Origin of the sequence: Nocardioides panacihumi (assembly GCF_039530925.1) — a bacterium.
Lineage (GTDB): Bacteria > Actinomycetota > Actinomycetes > Propionibacteriales > Nocardioidaceae > Nocardioides > Nocardioides panacihumi.
In genome coordinates this window covers 164390-184894 of record NZ_BAAAPB010000005.1, presented here as the reverse complement: position 1 = coordinate 184894, position 20505 = coordinate 164390, and the positions used below count along the sequence as shown (strand labels likewise).

The 20505-nt window shown below is 71.1% G+C and carries 23 protein-coding genes; 8 read left to right on the top strand and 15 right to left on the bottom strand.

Going from position 1 to position 20505, the window contains the following annotated elements; all coding sequences use genetic code 11:
• Positions 1-29: 29 nt before the first annotated feature.
• Positions 30-584: an LURP-one-related/scramblase family protein gene (locus tag ABD205_RS19845; protein WP_344047883.1), complete on the bottom strand. Its 555-nt coding sequence runs from the start codon at positions 582-584 to the stop codon at positions 30-32.
• A 214-nt stretch (positions 585-798) separates the two neighbouring features.
• Between ABD205_RS19845 and ABD205_RS19840 the strand changes: the two genes are divergently transcribed.
• Positions 799-2091, top strand: a complete 1293-nt coding sequence (locus ABD205_RS19840) for a cation:proton antiporter (protein WP_344047881.1) — start codon at positions 799-801, stop codon at positions 2089-2091.
• A 15-nt stretch (positions 2092-2106) separates the two neighbouring features.
• Here the strand turns inward: ABD205_RS19840 and ABD205_RS19835 are convergent, their stop codons facing one another.
• Positions 2107-2745, bottom strand: a complete 639-nt coding sequence (locus tag ABD205_RS19835; RefSeq protein ID WP_344047879.1) for a hypothetical protein — start codon at positions 2743-2745, stop codon at positions 2107-2109.
• Between the two features lie 40 nt (positions 2746-2785).
• Positions 2786-3814 (bottom strand): glutaminase A, encoded by a 1029-nt coding sequence (glsA, locus tag ABD205_RS19830; RefSeq protein ID WP_344047878.1) that lies wholly within the window; start codon positions 3812-3814, stop codon positions 2786-2788.
• Between the two features lie 167 nt (positions 3815-3981).
• Between glsA and ABD205_RS19825 the strand changes: the two genes are divergently transcribed.
• On the top strand, positions 3982-4377 hold the full coding sequence (locus tag ABD205_RS19825) for a VOC family protein (protein WP_344047876.1): 396 nt from the start codon (positions 3982-3984) through the stop codon (positions 4375-4377).
• A 62-nt stretch (positions 4378-4439) separates the two neighbouring features.
• Positions 4440-5420: a magnesium transporter CorA family protein gene (locus ABD205_RS19820; protein WP_344047875.1), complete on the top strand. Its 981-nt coding sequence runs from the start codon at positions 4440-4442 to the stop codon at positions 5418-5420.
• Positions 5421-5448: 28 nt separating this feature from the next.
• On the opposite strand, the gene ABD205_RS19815 is transcribed toward ABD205_RS19820, so the two are convergent.
• Together ABD205_RS19815 and ABD205_RS19810 are read right to left on the bottom strand one after the other, a co-directional pair.
• The gene (locus ABD205_RS19815; protein WP_344047873.1) at positions 5449-6048 is read right to left on the bottom strand and encodes a GNAT family N-acetyltransferase; all 600 of its coding nucleotides are present in this window, start codon (positions 6046-6048) and stop codon (positions 5449-5451) included.
• A gap of 61 nt (positions 6049-6109) precedes the next feature.
• A complete protein-coding gene (locus tag ABD205_RS19810) occupies positions 6110-8020 on the bottom strand; it encodes a hypothetical protein (RefSeq protein WP_344047871.1) in 1911 nt (636 codons plus the stop codon).
• Between the two features lie 152 nt (positions 8021-8172).
• On the opposite strand from ABD205_RS19810, the gene ABD205_RS19805 reads away from it, so the two are divergent.
• Positions 8173-8295: a hypothetical protein gene (locus ABD205_RS19805; RefSeq protein WP_344047869.1), complete on the top strand. Its 123-nt coding sequence runs from the start codon at positions 8173-8175 to the stop codon at positions 8293-8295.
• A 75-nt stretch (positions 8296-8370) separates the two neighbouring features.
• Here the strand turns inward: ABD205_RS19805 and ABD205_RS19800 are convergent, their stop codons facing one another.
• Positions 8371-9441, bottom strand: coding sequence for an S-adenosylmethionine:tRNA ribosyltransferase-isomerase (locus ABD205_RS19800; protein ID WP_344047868.1), 1071 nt, complete (start codon positions 9439-9441; stop codon positions 8371-8373).
• Complete coding sequence (locus ABD205_RS19795; protein ID WP_344047866.1) at positions 9438-10136, bottom strand: SDR family oxidoreductase; 699 nt, start codon at positions 10134-10136, stop codon at positions 9438-9440. Before ABD205_RS19795 ends, ABD205_RS19800 begins: the two co-directional genes overlap by 4 nt.
• 56 nt (positions 10137-10192) lie before the next feature.
• On the opposite strand from ABD205_RS19795, the gene soxR reads away from it, so the two are divergent.
• Positions 10193-10681: a redox-sensitive transcriptional activator SoxR gene (gene soxR / locus ABD205_RS19790; RefSeq protein WP_344047864.1), complete on the top strand. Its 489-nt coding sequence runs from the start codon at positions 10193-10195 to the stop codon at positions 10679-10681.
• A 78-nt stretch (positions 10682-10759) separates the two neighbouring features.
• Positions 10760-12130: a dipeptidase gene (locus tag ABD205_RS19785; RefSeq protein ID WP_344047862.1), complete on the top strand. Its 1371-nt coding sequence runs from the start codon at positions 10760-10762 to the stop codon at positions 12128-12130.
• Between the two features lie 54 nt (positions 12131-12184).
• On the opposite strand, the gene ABD205_RS19780 is transcribed toward ABD205_RS19785, so the two are convergent.
• From ABD205_RS19780 to ABD205_RS19745, 8 genes are all read right to left on the bottom strand, one after another.
• Positions 12185-12628, bottom strand: coding sequence for a hypothetical protein (locus tag ABD205_RS19780; protein WP_344047860.1), 444 nt, complete (start codon positions 12626-12628; stop codon positions 12185-12187).
• A complete protein-coding gene (gadC, locus tag ABD205_RS19775; protein WP_344047859.1) occupies positions 12625-14088 on the bottom strand; it encodes a glutamate/gamma-aminobutyrate antiporter GadC in 1464 nt (487 codons plus the stop codon). The genes ABD205_RS19780 and gadC overlap by 4 nt, the downstream gene beginning before the upstream one ends.
• 67 nt (positions 14089-14155) lie before the next feature.
• A complete protein-coding gene (locus tag ABD205_RS19770; protein ID WP_344047857.1) occupies positions 14156-15280 on the bottom strand; it encodes a M24 family metallopeptidase in 1125 nt (374 codons plus the stop codon).
• Positions 15281-15328: 48 nt separating this feature from the next.
• On the bottom strand, positions 15329-16669 hold the full coding sequence (locus tag ABD205_RS19765; RefSeq protein WP_344047855.1) for a threonine/serine exporter family protein: 1341 nt from the start codon (positions 16667-16669) through the stop codon (positions 15329-15331).
• A gap of 172 nt (positions 16670-16841) precedes the next feature.
• Positions 16842-17309 carry a methyltransferase family protein gene (locus ABD205_RS19760; protein ID WP_344047853.1) on the bottom strand — a complete coding sequence of 156 codons (468 nt, stop codon included), beginning with the start codon at positions 17307-17309 and terminating at the stop codon, positions 16842-16844.
• Between the two features lie 16 nt (positions 17310-17325).
• A complete protein-coding gene (locus tag ABD205_RS19755; protein WP_344047851.1) occupies positions 17326-17685 on the bottom strand; it encodes a YciI family protein in 360 nt (119 codons plus the stop codon).
• A 183-nt stretch (positions 17686-17868) separates the two neighbouring features.
• The gene (locus tag ABD205_RS19750) at positions 17869-18312 is read right to left on the bottom strand and encodes a hypothetical protein (RefSeq protein ID WP_344047849.1); all 444 of its coding nucleotides are present in this window, start codon (positions 18310-18312) and stop codon (positions 17869-17871) included.
• A gap of 90 nt (positions 18313-18402) precedes the next feature.
• The gene (locus tag ABD205_RS19745) at positions 18403-19293 is read right to left on the bottom strand and encodes an NADP-dependent oxidoreductase (RefSeq protein WP_344047847.1); all 891 of its coding nucleotides are present in this window, start codon (positions 19291-19293) and stop codon (positions 18403-18405) included.
• A 135-nt stretch (positions 19294-19428) separates the two neighbouring features.
• Here ABD205_RS19745 and ABD205_RS19740 point away from each other — a divergent pair, with 135 nt between their 5' ends.
• Complete coding sequence (locus ABD205_RS19740) at positions 19429-19881, top strand: hypothetical protein (protein WP_344047845.1); 453 nt, start codon at positions 19429-19431, stop codon at positions 19879-19881.
• A gap of 180 nt (positions 19882-20061) precedes the next feature.
• Positions 20062-20364, top strand: a complete 303-nt coding sequence (locus ABD205_RS19735; RefSeq protein WP_344047843.1) for an STAS domain-containing protein — start codon at positions 20062-20064, stop codon at positions 20362-20364.
• Positions 20365-20505 lie beyond the last annotated feature (141 nt).

Here is a 20505-nt window from a genome sequence, read left to right as displayed (position 1 = left end):
TCGCCGTCGTACCGCTCAGGCGCCGCCACTCATCTGGCCGGGTGACTCATGGTGTCGATGGCGATCGCCACCGCGAGGATCAGCGCCTGGTTCTGGTCGGGGACGATCTCGACGCCGTAGGTGTCGCGCACCCGGAACCAGCGCTTGGAGATCTCGGCGATCTTGCGGTCGTCGTCCTCGATCTCGTACTCGTGGTCGACCACGTTCCCCTGCACCTTCCACTCCCGGTCGCCGGGCAGGTCGATCTTCCACCGCTCCCGGAGGGGCGAGATGAGCGCCTTGTGCACCAGGGCGAGCTGCTGGCCCTGCGGGTCCTCGATCGCCATCGAGTCGCGGATGTGCAGCACCCGGGTCTGGATGCGGCAGATCTTCGTGCCGTGGGCGTCCTCGAGGTCGAGGGTGTCGCGCAGCCGCAGAGCCTTCCCGTCGACCCGGAAGACGCGCTCGCCCGCGTCGTCCTCGATCCAGTAGTCGTCGCCGATCGAGACCAGCTTCTGGCGCATCTGGTAGTGCACGGCGTTGCCGCCCCGGCCGAACGCCTCGCGTTCCTGCCGACGGTTCTCGCGCCGGTCTCGCAGTCCCATGACTCCTCCGTTCCGTCCGCGCGCAGGTCGCCCCACGAAGGTCGAGCCCACTCGGTCCTGTCGACCGTAGGAGCAACCGTGCCGCGAGACATCACCCTGACCGTGTGAACCTCGCCCGACCCGTGACGGCTCGTCGCCCGGCTGGGCATACTGACGGTGGGTCCTCGGAGGAGTAGGCGGGCGCCATGGCGCGTGCGCGTCGGCCGGAACGGCCATGAGCTGGGCACTTGCGGTGATCGCGCTGATCCTCGTCGGCTATGCCGTGGGGGTCCGACGGCTGAGCGCCGTGAACGTGTCGGCCGCCATGTTCTTCACCACCGCCGGGCTGCTCGCGGGCCCGGTGCTCGGGGTCCTCGATCTCCACCTGCACGGCGAGGCGGTGAAGCTCCTGGCCGAGACCACCCTCGTGCTGGTGCTGTTCTCCGACGCCTCTCGGATCTCGCCGCGCGCTCTGCGCCGGGGGGCGGCCGTCCCCGTCCGACTGCTCGGCATCGGGCTCCCGCTGACCATCGCCGCCGGGGCGGCGGTCGGCGTACTGGTGCTGCCGGGCCTGAGCGGCGTCGAGGCGCTCATCCTCGCGGTGATGCTCGCCTGCACCGACGCCGCGCTCGGTCAGGCGGTCGTGACCGACGAACGGCTCCCGTCCCGCATCCGACAGGGTCTGAACGTCGAGAGCGGGCTCAACGACGGGCTGTGCGTGCCGATCTTCCTCATCGCGATCGGGTTCGCGGAGGCCGACGAGGGCTCCATGTCAGGACGCCACGCGCTGCGCATCGTGGGGGAGCAGCTGGGGTTCGGCCTGGTCGCCGGCGTGGTCGCCGGACTGCTCGGCGTCCTCGCGCTGCGCGCCGCGCTCCACCCCGAGCGACGCGAAGCCGGCTGGCTCCAGATCCTTCCCGCCTCCACCGCCGCCGCGGCGGCGGGTGGTGCCTCCGCCCTGGGCGGGAGCATCTTCATCGCTGCCTTCACCGCGGGGCTCGTGTTCGCCTGGCAGCACCGGGTGAGCCGCGTCGAGGCTGCCCCGGTCACGTATCTCGTCGACGAGACCGGGGAGCTGCTCAACGCCGTGACGTTCGTGGTGTTCGGCGCCGTGATCCTGGGTGACGCGCTGGCTCACCTGACCTGGCACGTGCTCCTGTACGCCGTCCTCAGCCTCACGGTGGTCCGGATGATCCCCGTGGCTGCCGCGATGCTCGGCACGCGCAGCCGCCCGGCCACGCTGCTGTACCTCGGCTGGTTCGGGCCCCGCGGACTGGCTTCGATCGTGTTCGGCGTCATCCTCCTCGACGACACGAGTCTCGCCGGCCAGAGCGAGATGCTGCTCGCGGTCGCCATCACCGTGGGGCTGTCGGTCTACGCACACGGACTGACCGCCGGGCCGATGACCGAGCGGTACGTGCGCTGGTCGGGCACGCGGCCGGACGCGGTCGCGGAGGAGGCGCCCGGGGACGTCTCGGCCGACGTCCGGCCGCGCTGGCATCGACCGGTCCCGCCGGCCGGCGGATGACGGGCGAGGCTCGGGTCAGACCGGCTCCTCGTACCAGACGGACCGGATGCTGGTGCGCATCAGCGCCCTCTGGGCGGCCTGGATGAGGATGCCCGCCACGGCGAGCACCAGCAGCAGCAACGACCAGCCGACGCTGTTCGAGACGGTGTCGGTGAAGTCGCCCCGGGTGAAGTCGGCGGTGTTCAGCGAGCCCACCAGCAGCATCAGGCCGGCGACGACGCCGACGGCGCCCGCGAACGAGCCGAGGACGACGAGCACGATCGCAGGCATGTTCGCGAGGACCGACACGAGACCGAAGACCGCGCCCACGACCAGGCCGATCAGGACGGCGACCCAGTTCCAGTCGATCCCGATCGCCACCACGAGGCCCGAGCCGATCGCGAAGCCGAAGGCGGTCATCGCGAGGACGACGGCCACGTAGTAGTACAGGTAGACGAAGACGGCGAAGATCAGGGCGAAGAGCAGCCCCAGCACCCATCCGAGTGCGGTGCCGAGGAAGCGCTCGTCCGCGATGCCGGCGACCAGTCCGGCGCCGAACGCGAATCCGGCGAAGAAGCCCCAGATGGGCAACATGAGCCGCAGCACGAACCGGCCTGCGAACAGCATGGCGGTCCCGGCGATGATCGCGAGGACACCGAGGAAGATGTCGGCCATGTTGACAATGTAGGGCCGCGAGACCTCGGCAGGCGGTACGTCAGGCCTGCGGGTCGACGGGCTCGGACGCGAAGAGGTTGAGGCCGAGCCGGTCGGACAGGTACTTCGTGACGAGCTGGCCCCGGACGCTGTTCCCGGCGACGTCCAGCGGCGGCGAGAACGTGGCCAGTCCGCCCTTGCCGGGGGAGACGGTGACGATGCCTCCGCTGACGCCGCTCTTGCCAGGCATCCCGATCTCGTACAGCCAGTCTCCCGACAGCTCGTACAGGCCCGCGGTCGCCATCACGGCGAGCACGCGCCGGCACACACCGGTGGCGATCACGCGTTCGTGCGTCTGCGGGTTGACCCCGCCGTTGGACAGGGTCGCGGCCATCACGGCGAGGTCGTGGACGGTCACCTCCAGGGAGCACTGCCGGGTGTAGACGTCGGTCGCCTCGTCGGGGTCGAAGTAGAGCCGGCCGTAGCTCTTCAGCAGGTGCGCGATGCCCTGGTTGCGCAGATTGGAGGCGGCCTCGGAGGCGTACACCTCCTCGTTGACGCTGAGGTCGCGGCCTGCGAAGCGCGAGAGGCCGGCGCTGATCCGCTCGAACTTCTGTGCCGCGTCCGCGCCGGGCACCAGGCTCGTCGTCGCTATCGCACCCGCATTCACGAGCGGGTTCATCGTCCGGTGGTCGTTGAGCTCGACGGCCATCAGCGAGTCGAAGGGGAAGCCGGTGCTGTTCACGCCGAGGTGGTGGCGCGCCGACTCGTAGCCGACCGCCTCGCACACGAGCGCGAACACGAACGGCTTGGAGACGCTCTGGACGGAGAACCGCGTGTCGACGTCACCGATCTCGAACGACCGACCCCGTGCGCCGACGACGCTGATGCCGAACAGGTCGGGGGAGGCCTCGGCGAGGACCGGGATGTAGTCGGCGACCGTCCCGTCGGCCGTGGCGCGGTAGCGCTCGTAGGCCTCGGTGACGAGCTGCTGGACCTCCTCGGCCCGGGGCAGCTCTCCGGTCGACACGCGCGACGGCGCCGTCCCTTCGTCGAAGGGGAGCTGCTCGTGCATCGAGAGGTCCGTCATCACATCCCGCCCTTGGTCGTCCGTGCGACTGACGCTAGTCCCGGCACGGAGGCCTGGCATCGCCCGATCCGTCGGAGGAGGCGCCGCCCCGCCCTCACGCTGCACCGCGACGACACGGCGGCCTGGCATGATCCGGGCGTCCCCGCCGTCAACGCTGAGGAACCCCCGTGACCTCCTACATCTCGCACACGACGATCGACTGCGCCGACGCCTACGAGCTCTCCGAGTGGTGGAAGGTGCTGCTCGGCTACGTCGACCTCCCCGACGACCCGAACGAGCCGGGTCACGAGGAGTGCATGATCCAGTCGCCGGACGGAGCCCACCGGCTGCTGTTCATCGAGGTCGCCGATGCGAAGCAGACGAAGAACCGTCTCCACCTCGACCTCCGACCCCGCGAGCGCACGCGCGACGACGAGGTCGCGTGGGCGCTCAGCATCGGCGCCACCCAGGTCGCCGACCACCGTGGCATCCGCGGCGAGGGCTCCGGATGGGTCGTCCTGGCGGACCCGGAGGGCAACGAGTTCTGCATCCTGCGGAGCGAGGGCGAGCTCGGCACCGCCTGAGACGTCCGGGCGGGGCCGTGAGCTCCTTTACGGCTGTGCCCGACTGGGGTCACGCTGGCCACATGGACGTCCGGTTCGTAGACGCGTCGGGGACCCATCAGCATCCGAGCGACGACCTGTTCCTGCTGCTCGAGCGCGACGACGGCTTCGTCTGGGTCGACGTCCCGCAGTGGGACGAGGAGGCCCCGGCGCTGCTCCAGGCACTCGGCTGTCACCCACGTGTGCTCGAGGACTGTGTCCGGCGCAACCACGTGCCGACCGTGCACAGCTATCGCGACCACTACTTCGTGATCACGCACGCTCCCCTGGAGGGCGCGAACGGTCACGTGCACATGCTCGAGCTCGACCAGATCGTCGGGGACCGCTTCCTGGTGACGGTCCACGGCCCGATCAACCCGGTGGTGGACCCCGCCGAGGCGCTGGTGGAGACGGCGGCGGTCTGCGGACGGATCGACGCCGGCCGGTTCGCCCCGGCGACGCCGGCCGAGCTGTCGTACGCACTCTCGTCCGCCCTGGCACGGCGCCAGCGCGCCCTGGTGGGTCTCGTCGCCGAGAAGCTCCCGGGCCTGGAGCAGGAGGTGATGCGGTCGACGCTCACCGCGCCCGAGGTCCTGCTGGAGCGGATGTTCCTGATCCGGCACGAGCTGATCACGGCGCGGACGATGGCGGCCCAGACGCACGACGTGTACGCCAGGATCGGCTCGCTGGACCGGTTCGTGCCCGAGCCCTCACGCCTGCTCGCCCGTGACCTGGCCGACCAGTTCGACCGCGTGCGGTCGATCGCGGACGGCGAGGCGCAGTTCCTCTTCGGAGTGATCGAGCTCTACCAGACGAAGGTCAACACCAAGATGACCGTCGCGATGGAACGGCTCGCGGTGATCGCGGCCATCACGCTGCCGATCACCGCCCTCGCGTCGGTCTACGGCATGAACGTGATCGTCAACCAGCGCACCCACCTGACCCAGCTGATCATCGTGGTCGCGGTGATGCTGACGATGTCCGGCCTGCTCCTGCACTGGGCGCACCGACAGGGCTGGTGGTGAGGCCGGACCTCCCGCGCGACGTGCCCGATCAGTGCGGCTGGAGGCTCGGCGCCGGTCGCCACTGACGCCTGATCAGACCGAACACCCACGAGTTCGACACCTCACCGTTGACGACACAGTCCTCCCGCAGCGTCCCCTCGCGCACGAACCCGAGCTTCTCCAGCACGTGGGCGGATGCCACGTTGCGTGTGTCGGTCTCGGCCTGGACCCGATTCAGGTCCAGCGTGTCGAACGCCCACTGCAGCAGCGCCCGAGCGCCCTCCGTCGCGTAGCCGTGGCCCCACGCCGCCTCGCCGAGGCAGTAGCCCAGGGAGGCGCTCCGGTAGTCGGGGTTCCACCGGGTCACGCCGCACCAGCCGAGGAACGCCCCGTCGGCGGCCCGCTCCAGGATCAGCCGCGCTCCGCTCCCGTCCTCCGCCATCTGGCGGCACGCCGTGATGAAGCGCTCGGCGCGCGCCGGCTCGGTCCACGGGGGCGAGTCCCAGTAGCGCAGCACGTAGGCGTTGCTGTGCAGGGCGAAGAGGGCGTCTGCATCCGCGCTCGTGACGGGACGCAGCCGCAGGCGGGCGGTGTGCAGCGTGGGGCTGGGCAGGGCGGGGTCGGGCAGGGCGGGGTCAGGCAGGGGCATGTCTTCCTCGTGGGGGCGACGAGACGGTCGGGTGTCGTCGCCGATCATCTCGCGTGTCGCCCTAGGGGTAGTCGACCACCGTCACCGGCACGTCCGGGTTCGCGATCGTCGAGGACCCGCCTGCGTCGTTCACGACATGCCGGATCCCGCCCATCCCATGGCTGGCGTCGAGGAAGATCGTGAGCAGGTCGTGCAGGTGGACACCCGGCGTGTTGGGCACCTCGTAGGCGTGGTCGGCGAAGATGTCGACGCCCTGGTTGAAGAAGCTGTAGGTCCCCATCCCGGCGCCGCTGAACGACCGGACGTCGGAGGCCACCTTCACAGCGGCGTACCCGTCCGTGGTGGGCGAGGAGCGCCACGCGGCCTGGCTCGGCACGTCGTACGGCATCTCGCTCTGGAAGAAGACGACCGATCCGTCCTCACCGTTCCAGATCACCTCGAAGCCCTGGTAGTGCTCGACGAACAGGCCGGTCGCATCCACGTGGTCGCCGTTCACCACGACCCCCGTGGTCGCGGTGTTCTGCGTCCATCCGACCCCGGTGCCGTGGTCGGCGCGCCAGGCCCAGATGTCGTCGAGCACGACGTTGCTGCTGTTGACCTCCAGGCTCGTCTCGGCGCGCCCCGCGTGAGGTCCGCCGATCCGGAAGAACACGTCCTGCAGCGCCGTCGGGTCTGCCGGGTCGTCGCTGTGGTTGTTGCCGTGGGCCTTGCCGATCCGGACGAGCACCGGCGAGCTCACAGCTCCCGCGTCGACGGTGAACCCGGCCAGGTCGACACCGGGGACGTCGGCCACGGAGAGCGCGACCGCGCCGCCCTGCGCTGTCAGCGTGGCCAGGCCGAGGCCCAGCACGACGGTGTCGGCGCGCTTGACCGCGATGGTCTCCGGGACGTCGTACACGCCCGGCGTGAGCAGGAGGTCGCGTCCCCGGGAGAGCTGGTTGTTGATCGCTGCCACGGAGTCGCCGGGGTGTGCCACGTAGAAGTCGGACAGCGGCAGCGACCGTCCGGGGGTCGAGCCCGTCGCCCAGGTGGTGCCCCGGGCGTCACGTCGCGTCGCCGGCACGAAGACCCGCCACTCGCCGGCGTCCGTCACGTAGAGGTAGGGCTTCTCGCGCGTCACGGGCGTGGTGTCGAACGTCGTGTAGTAGGTGGCGGGCGCGCAGCCGAAGCACTCGCTCGGCGCACCGACATCTCCGGAGAAGACCTGGTTCCAGACGCTGTTGGTCCAGCCGTCCAGGTCGGAGCTGCGCGTGTAGAACTGCTGCTGTGACCCGTTGATGACGGTGCCGCCGGTGAACCGCGAGTCGGCGATGAAGCCGCCGCTGGCGAACGACGGCCCCGAGCAGTAGTCCATCAGCGTGGTGTTGCCCTCGACGTGGACGCGACGCATCGGCGCGGCCTGCGAGACCGCCCAGAACTCACCGGCGTAGCAGCCAGCGTTGCCGTTGCTCACATGGATCGTCAGGTTCGAGAGCGACCGCCAGAAGTTGTTGAGCGCGACGCAGCCTCCGCTGTCGCACTGGTTGTAGACGTCGACCGAGCCGTTGATAACGACGTCCCCGGGATCGCGGCCGAGGCCGGCGACCTCGGTGTAGTAGCCGACCTGGAAGTTCAACGGTTGCTGGGCCGTGCCGTAGGTGCCCGGCTCGAACAGCAGGGCGTAACGCTGCGTCCCGAACTGGTTCGGCACCTGCTGCGCGGCGACCGCGTCGACTGTCGCCTGGATCTGGCTGACCGGCATCGACGGGTCGAACACGTAGGTGTTCGGGCCCAGGTCGGGCGCGCCGGGTGCCTGCTTGGCAGCCTGGAGCGGCGCAGCAGCCAGCGGCGGTGATCCGGCGGCCGGGGGCCCTGCCGCGCCGGCCGGGGCGGGCGAGACAGCGAGGAGGGCCGCGGCCAGCGCGGCGACGGCGGTGAGCGCGACTGGCGCGCGGCGTGCCGCGCCCTGCCCGAGACGGCTGCGGAGGGTCATAGCCGCAGCCTCCACCCTGGGTCGAGCGAGGGCAAGGGTTGACGCCCGGGCCACCCCTCGGGGTGAGGTGGAGAGGCCGCCAGCCTCACCCCCAGGGACCGAATCGGGGCGGCGGGGTTTCGAGCACTCGCTGCGATGGGGACGTAGGGGTCATGACCGCCGACATCGAGCACTACAGCAAGACCGCGTCGCAGCCCGACGCCGAGCTCCCCGGCCTCATCCTCCTGATCAGCCTGCTGGCTGTCCTGAGCGCTCTTGTGCTGGCCTTCTCCTGAGCTCACCACCGGCTGACCTCACGACCACCCGCTGACCTCACGACCACCCGCTGACCTCACGACGACCGGCTGACCTCACGGCAGGAGGAGCGCGGCGTCGCCGAACTCGTGCCAGAGATAGCCGGAGCGGACGGCCTCGTCATACGCCCGCTGGGTGAGCGATCGCCCCGCGACCGCCTCGACGAGCAGCAGATGTGAGGCGTGCGGGTCGTGCCAGCCGGTCACCAGCCCGTCGACCACGACAGGCGGGTGCTGAGGAGTCACGACCCGGTCGGTCCATCCACGGGCCGGCTGCACCGTCGGGCGGCCGCGGCCTCGGCGTACTGTCGCCGACTCCAGCGCGCGGGTGACCGTCGTCCCGACCGCGACGACCCGCCCGCCTGCGAGCTTCGTCTCCCGCACGATCCGCGCGGTCGTCGGTGTCACCTCGAACCACTCGGGCGGGGGCGCCTCGCCCGCCTCCTGGGATGACACGCCGGTGTGCAGGGTGACCGGCGCGATCTGGACGCCGCGCGCGACCAGCGCCGTGACCAGGTCGGCGGTGAACGGTCGGGCGGCGGACGGCATCTCCGCGCTGCCCGGACGCACGCCGAAGACCGACTGGTAGGCGGCGAGGGGGTAGCGCCGGTCGAGATAGCCGTACGCGATCGGGCGGCCGTTGTCGTGGAGCTCGCCGGCGACGTCGCCGGTGACCGTGGCGCGCCAGAGCCGGTTGCCTCGCCCGGTGGGGGAGGACGCTGCGCCGGGGTACGGCGCCGTGAGCGTGAGTCGCAGTCGGCCGGCCGTGACCACGTCGCCCTCGTCCGCGTCGAGCACCGCCCGCTGTGCGTCCGGCGCCGTCCGGAGCTCCACCGCCCAGGCGCCGTCGCGCAGACGCTGCGCGAGGTGCAGGACGACCGGTCCACGGCCGGCAAGCGTGGCGTCGAGCTCGCGAGCCTCCGTGGCCGAGTCGTTGACGACGAGCAGGTCACCCGGCTCGAGGTGCTCCGCGATCGCGCGGAAGTGGGTGTGCACGACCCCTGACCGACGGGCCACGAGCAGGCGGACCTCATCCCGGGCGAAGCCGCGCCACTCCGCCGGCGCCGGCGCGGTCGAGTCCTCGGGTGCTGGGAACTCGACACCTGGCTGCTCGGCCAGGAGCGTCATCGGGCCATCTCCGCGACGAGGTCGGCCACGCGGTAGCGGCCGGAGGGATGGTCGCCGGTGATCAGCGGGATCAGGTGCGGCACGACGGTCTCCGGCAGCGGGCGGTCGGAGATGTCCTCGCCCGGGAACGCCCGCTGGTGCATCGCGGTGCGGAGGTCGCCCGGGTCGACGGCGTAGCCGCGCAGGCCGCTCTCGGCCGCCAGGGTGAGGATCAGGTGGTCGAGGGCGGCCTTGCTGGCGCCGTACGCGCCCCAGGTGGGGTAGTGCTCGACAGCCGCGTCGCTGGAGATGCCGACGAGCGCGCCGCCCGACGCCTGCAGCAGGGGCAGCAGCAGCTGGGTGAGCGCGAGCGGGGCCAGCAGGTTGGTGGCGAGGACGTCCGCGACCACCTCGGGCGCGACCTCGCCGAGGGGCAGCATCGGGCCGAGCTCGCTCGCGCTGTGGACGAGGAGGTCGAGCTGTCCGTGGCGGCGTACCGCCTCGGCGAGCCGCTCCTGGTGCCGGTGGTCGCGCACGTCACCTGCGATGGCGGTGACGCCGGGGAGGGCGCCGGTCGCGGCAGTCAGCTCGTCGCCGTGACGGGCGTCGGTGACGACCCGCCAGCCGTCCTGCGCGAGTGCGCTGGTGAGGGCCAGGCCGAGCCCGGCGGAGCCGCCGGTGACGACGGCGGTGGGGGTTCCTTGGATCGATGACATGCCTCTATGATTCAAGTTCAAGTGAACTTGAGGTCAAGAGCGTGGGGAGACTTTCCATGGACGCACAGGATCGGCTTCCGATGGGGGAGGTGTCACGGCGCAGTGGCTTCGCAGCGTCGGCCCTGCGCTACTACGAGAGCCAGGGGCTGATCAGCGCAGAGCGATCCGCCGGTGGCCAGCGGACGTTCCAGCGGAGCGTGCTGCGACGCCTGGCCTTCATCCGGGCGGCGAGCAACATCGGGCTGACCTTGGAGGAGATCCGCGAGGAGCTCGCCTGCCTGCCCGCCGAGCGGACGCCGACCAAGTCGGACTGGCACCGCATCTCCCGGCACTGGCGCCGCCGGCTGGATGACCAGATCCACGCCCTCGAGCGGCTGCGTGACGGGCTCGACTCGTGCATCGGGTGCGGCTGCCTGTCGCTCAAGCACTGCGCCATCGCCAACCCCGGCGACGTCGCTGCGGGGAGCGGCGAGGGGGCGGCGTACCTCCCGCGCCTGCTGCGCCGCGACCCGGGCCCACAGGGGAGGACCACCCGCTCTGGGTGAAGTGGAGGGCCAGGGGATGTGGGCGGATGCAGGAGCGGCGCGTTCCCGCCGCGCAGCCGTCGACAGGAGGAGCTCACGATGGACGTCGAGGATGCTCGAGGCGCCGTCTCCGCCCTGATGCCCCGGGCCAGGTCCGACCTCAGCGACCTGGTGGCGATCCCGTCAGTGGCGGACCCGCGGCAGTTCCCGCCGGAGGAGTGCGCCCGGGCCGCCCGGTGGTGCGTCGACGCATTCACCGAGGCCGGGATCCGCGACGTCCGGCTGGAGCGCACGCCGGACGGGAGCGACGCTGTCGTCGGCCACACGCCCGGCCCTGACGGGTCGCCGACGGTGCTCCTGTACGGCCACTACGACGTGCAGCCGCCACTCGACGACGAGGCCTGGCGCACCCCGCCGTTCGAGCTCACCGAGAGCGACGGGCGCTGGCACGGCCGGGGCACGGCCGACTGCAAGGGCAACCTGGTGATGCACCTGACCGCGCTGCGCGCCCTCGCCTCCATGGGCGGCGGCGACCATCCGTTCCCGGTCGGTGTCCGTCTGCTGCTCGAGGGCTCGGAGGAGCAGGGCACCGGCGGCCTCGAGGCGTACGTCGAGCAGACCGCCGGCTCGCTCGGCTCGGATGTGATCGTGGTCGCCGACACCGGCAACGCCGCGGTCGGCGTGCCGACCGTCACCACGACCTTGCGGGGACTCGCGAACGTCGTCGTCCATGTCGAGTCCCTCGCCGGCGAGATCCACTCCGGGATGTTCGGAGGTGCCGCGCCCGACGCCTTGGCCGCGCTCATCCACATCCTCGCCACGCTGCGCGACGCGCATGGCAACACCACGATCCGCGGCCTCGACGCCACGGCCAGGTGGGATGGCGTGGCCTACCCGGCCGACCAGTTCCGCGCCGACGCCGGCGTCCTTCCCGGCGTCGAGCTCGTCGGCGAGGGGACGGTCGCCGACATGCTGTGGGCCCGCCCCGCGGTCACGGTGCTGGGCATCGACTGCCCGCCCGTCGTCGGATCGGCGGCGGCGATCCAGCCGCGTGCGTCGGCCAGGCTGAACCTACGGGTCCCGCCCGGCATGAACGCGAAGGCGGCCCAGGACGCGCTGGTCGCACACCTCACCGAGGCAGCCCCGTGGTCGGTCAGGGTGACGGTGGAGCCGGAGGCGGACGGCGAGCCGTTCCGCGCGGCGACCGACGGGCCGGCGTACGGGGTCCTCGCGCGGGCGATGGCCGACGCCTACGGCCGCGAGATGGTCACCGCGGGCCAGGGCGGGTCGATCCCGCTGTGCAACGTGCTCGCTGACACCTACCCGGGCGCCGAGATCGTGCTTCTCGGTGTGGAGGAGCCGTTGTGCCTGATCCACGCGCCCAACGAGAGCGTCGACCCCTCGGAGATCGAGAACATGGCGCTCGTCGAGACGCTCTTCCTCGCCCGCCTGGGCGGGCAGACGGATTGACCTCTCGGGCCGTGGGGATCGACGTCTCGGGCCGTGGGGATCGACGTCTCGGGGTCAGCTGGCGACGTCGGCGAACTTGAGGTCGGTCACCCACTTCTGGAAGTCGCTGAGCTGGTCCGGGCAGTAGATCTTCATGATGAGCAGCTGACCCGCGATGACGCGACGGTCGACGATCACGGGCCGCTGGCCAGGACCGGCGGCGCCGTTCATGAGCTGGGAGAGCAGGATCGCGCGCGACAGCTTCTTGTCCGGGTTGGTGCAGACCGCGCCGCCGTCGGTGCCCAGCGTGTTGACCACCTGGTCGGTCGTCGGGGTGCGGTAGCCGGCCTGGTCGAGGGCGCTGATGAGCTGGTCGGCCTTCGACTTCGCCTGCTGGTTGTCGTTGGCGTAGTCGAAGAAGATCAGGCCCAGGACCGCCAGTGCCACGACGATCGCGCCGGACACCAGGTACAGGACCATCCGCTCGCGTGAGCTGCTGGTCTCGCCCACGTCGCTCATGACGGCACCTCCTCGCTGTTCTCGGCGAGCTTCCAGCTCGGCTTGCGGAAGCGGTAGAAGAGGAAGGGCACCAGCAGCCCGAGTCCGAGCGCGCCGCCGCCGACGATGAGGATGTAGAGCCCCGTGCTGCCGCCACCGAACTGTGACGACGGGACGAACCCGATCAGCAGAGCCGCCATCGAGGATGCGAAGCCGATGACGCACATGCCGACGAGCCACGGCGCGCGGTAGCCACGGGGATGGTCAGGTGCCTGGCGGCGGAGCCGCACCGCGGCGACGAACATCAGCAGGTACATGATCAGGTAGACCTGGGTGGTGATCACCGAGAAGATCCAGTAGGCGCTGGAGACGTCCGGGATCAGCGCGTAGCCGAGGGCGATGACGGTGGTGACGATGCCCTGCGCGACGAGGATGTTCTGCTGGACGCCGTGCGCGTTGAGCCGCTGCAGGAACGGCGGGAGGTAGCCCTCCTGCCGGGAGATGAGCAGCAGGCCCTTCGACGGTCCGGCGAGCCAGGTCAGCATGCCGCCCAGCGACGCGGCGACCAGCATGATGCCGAGGATCGGCGTCATCCACTGCCAGCCGAAGTTCGCGAACACCGCGTCGAACGCCTGCATGACACCCGCGGTCAGCGACAGCTCCTCGGCCGGGACGATCCAGCTGATCGCGAGCGCGGGGAGGATGAAGATCGCCAGCACGAGGCCCATCGCGAGCCACATGGCGCGGGGGAACTCCTTGCCCGGCTTGCGCAGGGACGACACGTGGACGGCGTTCATCTCCATGCCGGAGTAGGAGAGGAAGTTGTTCACGATCAGCACCAGGCTCGACAGCCCGGCCCAGGCAGGCAGGAGGTGGCTGCTCGTCATCGGCGCTGCCGACGGGTGGCCCTGGCCGAGGAAGACGATGCCGAGCGTGACCAGGATCGCGCCGGGGATCAGGGTGCCGATGATCAGGCCGCCGCTGGCGAGCCCGGCGATGCCCTTGGTGCCGCGCGACGATATGAAGACCCCTGACCAGTAGACAACGACGATCACGACCGCTGTGTACGGGCCGCTGCTGGCGAGATCGGGGTTGAAGACGTAGGCGAGAGTGCTCGCGACGAATCCCAGCAGGCTGGGGTAGTAGAAGATCGTCATGGCGAACTGGCACCACACGGCGAGGAAGCCCATCGGCTTCGAGATGCCCTCCGAGACCCAGTTGTAGACACCGCCCTGCCAGCCGGAGGCCAGCTCGGCGGAGACCAGCGAGGTCGGCAGCAGGAACACCACCGCGGGCAGCAGGTAGAGGAACACGCACGCCAGGCCGTAGACGGCCATCGTCGGCGCCGCCCGCAGGCTGGCCACCGAGCTGGTGGTCATCAGGGCGAGCGCGGTCCATGAGATGTAGGTGACTGCGGAGGCGCGCTTGGCCCGAGCCGGGCTCGCGACCTCGCCGTTGGCGGGGATGTCTGCAGCGCTCATGGGCTCAGTCCTCCACCGAGGGCTCCTCCGCCGCCTCCCCCGGAGAGGGTGACGTCGGCTGGCGGGCTCAGCCGACCACAGCGATGTCGTGGTCGGTGTCGTTGAACCGCCGGCCGCCGTCCTCGGTGACCGTCACGATGTCCTCGATCCGGACCCCGAACCGGCCCGGGAGGTAGATGCCCGGCTCGATGGAGAAGCACATGCCGGGCACGAGCCGCTGCTCCTCGCCCTCGACCATGTACGGCGGCTCGTGGGTCGTGATGCCGATGCCGTGCCCGGTCCGGTGGATGAACTGGGGGCCGTAGCCGGCGTCGGTGATCACGCGTCGGGCGACCCGGTCGATCTCCTGGCACGCGATCCCGGGCCGCACGGCCTCGAATGCCGCCTGTTGCGCCTCCCGGACGATGGCGTGGACCTCGCGCACCTCGGCGCTCGGCGTGCCCACCGTCACGGTGCGTGTGGTGTCGGAGCCGTAGCCGTGCATCAGACCGCCGAAGTCGAGCACCACCGCATCACCCTCCTCGATCGTGCGCTCACCGGCCTCGTGGTGCGGGTTCGCGCCGTTCGGGCCGGAGCCGACGACGGTGAAGTCGACCTGCTCGTGCCCGTGCTCGCGCAGCAGTCGGGCCAGGTCGGCGGCCACCTCGGTCTCCCGGCGGCCGGCGAAGGCGACGTTCACGATGTCGCCGTACGTCGCGTCCGCAGCCGCGCCGGCGGCCGCGAGCCGTGCGAGCTCGTCGGCGTCCTTGACCGCGCGCAGCATCGGCATCCGGTCGGTGAACGAGGCGTACGACGTGCCCGGGAGCGTCCGCTGCAGGCCGAGCAGGTGCATGGACCACGCGGAGTCGGAGATGCCGAACGCGGTTCCGGCTCTCAACAGCGCGGCCGCTGCCGTGTAGGGGTCGGATCCGTCGGTCCAGTCGTGGAGCGTGAGGGCCCCGGCGCCCGCAGCGGCCTCGGCGTCCGGGCGCTCGAGCACCGGCACGAGCAGCTGGGGGTCCTCGCCCGGCCTGAGGACGAGCAGGGTCAGACGCTCCGTGATCGCGGTGGGCCGGTAGCCGGTCAGCCAGACCAGGTCGGGGCCCGGTGTGACCAGCAGTCCGGCGAGGCCCGCCGCTGCCGCGTCGTCGGCTGCGCGCCGCATCCGCTGGGCGAAGGTCTCCGTGGTGAACACGGTGATGTCGGTCGTCATCTCGCTCTCCTCAATCTTTCGCGAATCGCTTCACGATCTCGTCGGTCGTCACGTGGCCTGCTGGTCGCCCGGCTGCGTTCCGGCGTCGTCGGGGTGGCGCCGGGTCCGCGGTCCGACCAGCCGGGGGAGGGCGAGCCGGGCGCCGAGCCGCTGCGCCTCCTGCCGCACGGGTTGGGCCAGGTAGTGCCCGAGGATGACTCCTGCTGCCAGGGAGACCGCTGTGAGGGCTGCCGTGGCCAGGTCGGGCACTCCGTCCTTGCCGTCGGCCAGCAGCGCCAGGCCCCGGTAGATCGCCAGGCCGGGCAGGAGCGGTGCGATCGAGGGCACGACGATGGCGAGCGCGGGCACGCTCACCCTGGAGGAGAGCACGTAGGAGGCGAGTCCGATACCGGTCGCGGCCACGGCCGCGCCCCAGGGTGCGCCCAGGCTGCCGCCGGCGAACGCTGAGGAGACGCCGCGCGCGACCGCGCCCACGCCCGCGACGACGACCACCGCACGCAGTGGCGCGTAGCACCCGTAGGCGTGCGCTGCAGCAGCGATCCCAGCGCCCGCCATCATCACCCCGACGGCGGCCAGGCTGCTCGCACCGGGCTCGAAGTTGGTCAGCTCGACGTGGAGGAACCCTCCGACCGCGAGTCCACCGGCCACACCCGCGATGATCCCGACCGTGGCCAGGGTCGCGTCGACCAGCCGGGCGCTCGCCGTGACGGGGAAGGACATGATCGCGTCCTGCATGGCCCCCACCAGCCCGATGCCGGCCAGCAGCACGACGATGCCCGCGGTGACGACCTGCGAGGGGTTGACGTCCAGCGGGGTGGCCGCGGCCACGACTGCGAGCACCGAGGCGATGAGGCCGCCGGCGACCTGTTGGTAGAACATCGGCAGCGCCTCGCCGGCGAGGCGGACCTTGGTGCGATCGATGGCGCACGCCGCCACGAAGGCGAGCGTGCACACCAGGACGTCGCCGCCGAGGGTCATCGCGATGCCGGCGCCAGTCACGCCGAGCGCCAGCGTGACGGTCCAGCGCGGGCGGGCATGACCGGTCGACACGACGCGAGCCAGCCGGGCCCTCGCCTCCTCGCGGTCCGCCCGCCCGTCGACGAGGTCCTGCACGATCTCGTCGACCTGCGTCAGCTGGCCGTAGTCGACCGGACGCCGGCCGACCCGGCGTACCTGCGTGGCGGCCGGCTCGTCCGCGCTCGGCTGGTGGTGGAGCGTCAGGTCCACGAACGTGACGTCGGCCGTGACCCGCCGCACCCCGCAGGCGTGGGTGACGGCGACCATCGTCGCCACCACGTCGGAGGCGCCGGCACCCGAGCTGAGCAGGACCTCGCCGACCCGCAGGGCGAGGTCGAGGCTCTGGTAGACGTCGGCGCGCTCACCCGCCACAGCCGTCTCCTCGCTCCACGGTGCGCCTGATGGCCGACACGGCGCACAGCCTAGGAACGGGTCGGTCTCGCGCGATGGTCCGATTCGGGTGGTGTCAGCGGACCCCTCCTTCGCCACGGACGTCATACGCGATGGCTCCCTGGACGGCCACCTCGTATGACGTCACGGGCCCTCACAGCCAGCGACGGACCCGCCTCGCATAGTCGTCGTACGTCGCACCGAACCGCTCGTGCAGGAAACGCTCCTCAGGCCCGATCGCGCCCCAACTCAGGAGCAGCACCGCGACCGGGAGCAGCACCAGGCCCCAGAACGTCGGCGCCAGCAGCGCCAGCCCGACGTAGAGCGCGAGCAGGCCGACGTACAGCGGATTGCGAGACAGGCGGTACGGCCCCTCCTCGATGATCTCGCGTGTCGGCTGGCCCGGCAGGAGTCCGGTCCGGTGCCGCCCGAACAGCCAGAGCGACCAGCCGTTCCACACGGCGAACGCCAGCACCAGCGCCGAGCCGACCGGGACGCGCCACCCGCCGAGGTCGACCGGATCGCCCCAGAGCACCGTGGCGAGCCATCCGACGAGGAGGGGCCCACCGACCGCGATCGGCGGCCACAGCCGGAAGCCGACGGTCTTGCCAGATCCGTCCATCGGGCGGCGGTCGGCGTCAGACGGCCGGAGGCTGCGGCTTGAACCGACGTACCTCCTGCGGCCAGCCACAGGCCTCCGCGAGCTTGCCCGCCCACATCTTGGCGGCCTCGTCGTCGGCCACGTCCACCACGGCGAACCCGCCGAGGAACTCCTTGGTCTCGACGTACGGCCCGTCGGTCACCAGCACGCTGCCGCTCGTGGGGTCGGCGTTGTAGATGGGACCGTCCTCCTCCTCGAGCCCGCCGGCGAAGACGTACACCCCCGCGGCCTTCATCTCGCCGACGACGGCCATCGCGAGTGGTCCACGTCCGCGGAACCAGTCGGCGGTGTGGTCTCCCACCCACTGCTGGTGGAAGTAGATGAGGTATTCGGTCATCACAACTCCTTCTCCTCGGGCGGACCCGGTCGTCCGCTCCACCTGTCCCACGAACGGCGACAGTCGAATCCGACACGGTTCGTCACCGAAATGGAACCCCGGTGGGCGTGCGTCGGGCACGGTCCGTACGCCGACGACGCCCCTGCGTCAGCGGGGCGCCCGGGCTGAAGGCTCGGACCGGCGTCACGCTGAGGATGCAGCCAACCACCCGCGGGTCGACGGCAGGAGCAGGAGGACGAACACTGCCGTGGCCGCGGCCGCGACGCCCAGCGGAAGGAGGAAGCGGCCAGCCACGGCGCCGGCCACGACCGTGACCGGCGTGAGCGCGAGCAGCGCCCACCACGCCCAGCGGCGTCGTCGGAGCAGGCCGACGGAGGCGACGACGGCGACGGAGCTCAGCGCGAGCACTGTGACGGCGACGCCGAGGAACCAGGCGACGAGGGAGCCGGTGTCGTCGAAGAACTGGAGGACGGCGCGCCCGATCACCGCGGCGAACACGGCCGTGACCAGCGTCAGCCCGCCGCTGATCGTGGCCGCCACGATCGTCGTGACGGCGGCGGCGGTGACGGCGCCGGGGCGCGTCGACGCGACGTGCGCAGGGGCGGCGGCGGGCGCGGGAGCTGTCACCGGCTGATTCTGACGGATGGGCGCTCCACCCGTCCCGCGGACGCCGACTCTCACCGGGTCACCGTGGATCTCCTCGTGGATCGGCGGGCCTCACGGCACCAGGGCGAGCTTGCCTCCGGGGTGTTGCGCGCGGATCACCTCGACCGCGGCGAGGGCCTCGGACAGAGGGAACGTCCGCGCGATCGGGACCTCGAGCCTTCCTTCGGCGGCGAGCCGGACGAGCCGCGCCCGGGCCTCGTCCCGGAAGGCCTTGCTCGCCGGGCGGTTGCCGGCCAGGGCGGCGAAGCCGTCGACCTCTGCCCGGGCGGCTGCGGCGATGGTGACGATGCGGGACCGGTCGGCGACCAGCGCGAGCGACACGTCGACCGCCTCGTCGGTGCCGACGCAGTCCAGCGCAGCGTCGACCGCTGTCGGCAGGCGGGCGAGCAGCCCGTCTCCGTACGCGACCGGCGTGGCGCCGTACCGCCTGACGACGTCGAAGCGGGACGGGCTCGCCGTCCCGATGACGGCGGCGCCGAGCAACGCGGCCTGCTGCAGCACGCTCACGCCGACCGCACCGGAGGCGCCGTGCACGACGATGGTGTCGCCCGCACCGACGCCGGCGACGTCGAGCATCTCGGCGGCGGTGCAGCCGGCGAGCAGCAGGTTCGCCGCCTCGGGGTAGGTCAGCCGGTCGGGCTTCGCGAACACGTCGGTGTCGGGGACGGTGATCGAGGATGCCCACCCGCCGCTGACCCTGAACGCCAGCACCGGGTCGCCGACGGCGAAGGAGACCGAGGGGCCGACCGCGCTGACGACCCCCGCGACCTCGTAGCCGATCGGCACCGGGAACGAGTCGGCTCGCGCCGGATGCTTCGCGTCGGCCGGGTTCACGCCCGCCGCGCGCACGGAGATCGTGAGCTGCCCGGGACCGGGCGGGGAGACGTCGTACTCCTCGAGCGTGAACGTCCTCGGCCCCGTCGCCACCCAGTGCTCAGCCATGCCTGCGACGGTACGACACCGTCATTCACCCGGTTCGGGTGTGCTGGGAACCGGTGCTCGATCCGTTGGCTGCTGGTGGCAGGTCCGCCGCGCGGCGGTCACGTCAGTCGAGCCGAGTGTTCGAGGAAGGGTCCGATGGCCACCATCCACATGCACGAATCCACGCGTGTGACGCCGGAGCAGTTCGTCGCCGCGCTGACCGACTTCGGCCCGGGCCGGGCGAAGACCTTCGGCAACAGCGCCGACAAGGACCTGCGCGTCCACTCGCTCGACCAGGATCACGCGGACGTCACGGAGGGATCTCGGGGCATCTGGGAGCGGCTGTCCTACGACTGGTCCGACCCGAGCCACGTCGTGCTCACCACGCTGGACTCCAACGCCTGGGGCGGGAGGTCGAGCCACGTCTACGACCTCACCCAGCGCGTCGACGGAGGCACGGACATCGACTACACCGTCGTCCGTGAGGGCAAGAACCTCCGAGGCCACCTGATCGGCGCCTTGGTCGGCACGGTGGGGAAGGGCGTCCTGGTCAAGGCGTTCCGGGACTCGATCAAGGCCATCGAGGCGCGCAACGGGCTGAGCAGCTGAACTGGGCGGCTGAACTGGGCGGCTGAACTCAGCACCTGAACTCAGCACCTGAAATGGGGCTGAGACCTGGCGCGCGCGGTCGCGTACGCCGCGGCGAGACCGTATGGTTCGGGGTGAAGAGTCCGAACATCCTGAAGCCGACCAGGTCGTCGGACCTGGACGAGCAAAGGCTGAGATGGCATGGAACTGACGATCGCGCGCGAAGGCTCTGAGCTGAGGCCGGAGGGCTCCATCGACCTGGTGAGCCGCCAGCAGCTCGTCGACGCAGGCCTCGAGGTCCTGCAGCACAGCCACGCGCTGACTCTCAACATGAAGGGTGTCGACTTCATGGACTCGGTCGGCCTCGGTGCGCTGGTGGAGCTGGGCAAGAAGGCCTCCGCCCAGGGCAGCCGCTTCGCGGTGGTCGAGCCGTCGCCGACGGTCCAGCGGGTGCTGGCCGTGACCGGACTGGCCGACGCCTGGCTGCCCACCCTCGACAGGTAGCTGTCCGGCTCGCCGCGACGCCAAACTGTCACGGTGATAGTTCGCGCGGTCGGTGATACCTCGTAAGTGTCACTCGTAGCGCGAACTGTCACGGTGATAGTTCGCGCGGTCGGTGATAGTTCGTAAGTGTCACTCGTGGCG

What these genes read in the sequence shown, in the direction of transcription:
- ABD205_RS19845 (WP_344047883.1), bottom strand. Translation starts at nt 584, where the DNA reads ATGGGACTGCGAGACCGGCGCGAGAACCGTCGGCAGGAACGCGAGGCG.
- ABD205_RS19840 (WP_344047881.1), top strand. Translation starts at nt 799, where the DNA reads ATGAGCTGGGCACTTGCGGTGATCGCGCTGATCCTCGTCGGCTATGCC.
- ABD205_RS19835 (WP_344047879.1), bottom strand. Translation starts at nt 2,745, where the DNA reads ATGGCCGACATCTTCCTCGGTGTCCTCGCGATCATCGCCGGGACCGCC.
- glsA (WP_344047878.1), bottom strand. Translation starts at nt 3,814, where the DNA reads ATGACGGACCTCTCGATGCACGAGCAGCTCCCCTTCGACGAAGGGACG.
- ABD205_RS19820 (WP_344047875.1), top strand. Translation starts at nt 4,440, where the DNA reads ATGGACGTCCGGTTCGTAGACGCGTCGGGGACCCATCAGCATCCGAGC.
- ABD205_RS19815 (WP_344047873.1), bottom strand. Translation starts at nt 6,048, where the DNA reads ATGCCCCTGCCTGACCCCGCCCTGCCCGACCCCGCCCTGCCCAGCCCC.
- ABD205_RS19810 (WP_344047871.1), bottom strand. Translation starts at nt 8,020, where the DNA reads ATGACCCTCCGCAGCCGTCTCGGGCAGGGCGCGGCACGCCGCGCGCCA.
- ABD205_RS19805 (WP_344047869.1), top strand. Translation starts at nt 8,173, where the DNA reads ATGACCGCCGACATCGAGCACTACAGCAAGACCGCGTCGCAGCCCGAC.
- ABD205_RS19800 (WP_344047868.1), bottom strand. Translation starts at nt 9,441, where the DNA reads ATGACGCTCCTGGCCGAGCAGCCAGGTGTCGAGTTCCCAGCACCCGAG.
- ABD205_RS19795 (WP_344047866.1), bottom strand. Translation starts at nt 10,136, where the DNA reads ATGTCATCGATCCAAGGAACCCCCACCGCCGTCGTCACCGGCGGCTCC.
- soxR (WP_344047864.1), top strand. Translation starts at nt 10,193, where the DNA reads ATGGACGCACAGGATCGGCTTCCGATGGGGGAGGTGTCACGGCGCAGT.
- ABD205_RS19785 (WP_344047862.1), top strand. Translation starts at nt 10,760, where the DNA reads ATGGACGTCGAGGATGCTCGAGGCGCCGTCTCCGCCCTGATGCCCCGG.
- ABD205_RS19780 (WP_344047860.1), bottom strand. Translation starts at nt 12,628, where the DNA reads ATGAGCGACGTGGGCGAGACCAGCAGCTCACGCGAGCGGATGGTCCTG.
- gadC (WP_344047859.1), bottom strand. Translation starts at nt 14,088, where the DNA reads ATGAGCGCTGCAGACATCCCCGCCAACGGCGAGGTCGCGAGCCCGGCT.
- ABD205_RS19770 (WP_344047857.1), bottom strand. Translation starts at nt 15,280, where the DNA reads ATGACGACCGACATCACCGTGTTCACCACGGAGACCTTCGCCCAGCGG.
- ABD205_RS19760 (WP_344047853.1), bottom strand. Translation starts at nt 17,309, where the DNA reads ATGGACGGATCTGGCAAGACCGTCGGCTTCCGGCTGTGGCCGCCGATC.
- ABD205_RS19755 (WP_344047851.1), bottom strand. Translation starts at nt 17,685, where the DNA reads ATGACCGAATACCTCATCTACTTCCACCAGCAGTGGGTGGGAGACCAC.
- ABD205_RS19745 (WP_344047847.1), bottom strand. Translation starts at nt 19,293, where the DNA reads ATGGCTGAGCACTGGGTGGCGACGGGGCCGAGGACGTTCACGCTCGAG.
- ABD205_RS19740 (WP_344047845.1), top strand. Translation starts at nt 19,429, where the DNA reads ATGGCCACCATCCACATGCACGAATCCACGCGTGTGACGCCGGAGCAG.
- ABD205_RS19735 (WP_344047843.1), top strand. Translation starts at nt 20,062, where the DNA reads ATGGAACTGACGATCGCGCGCGAAGGCTCTGAGCTGAGGCCGGAGGGC.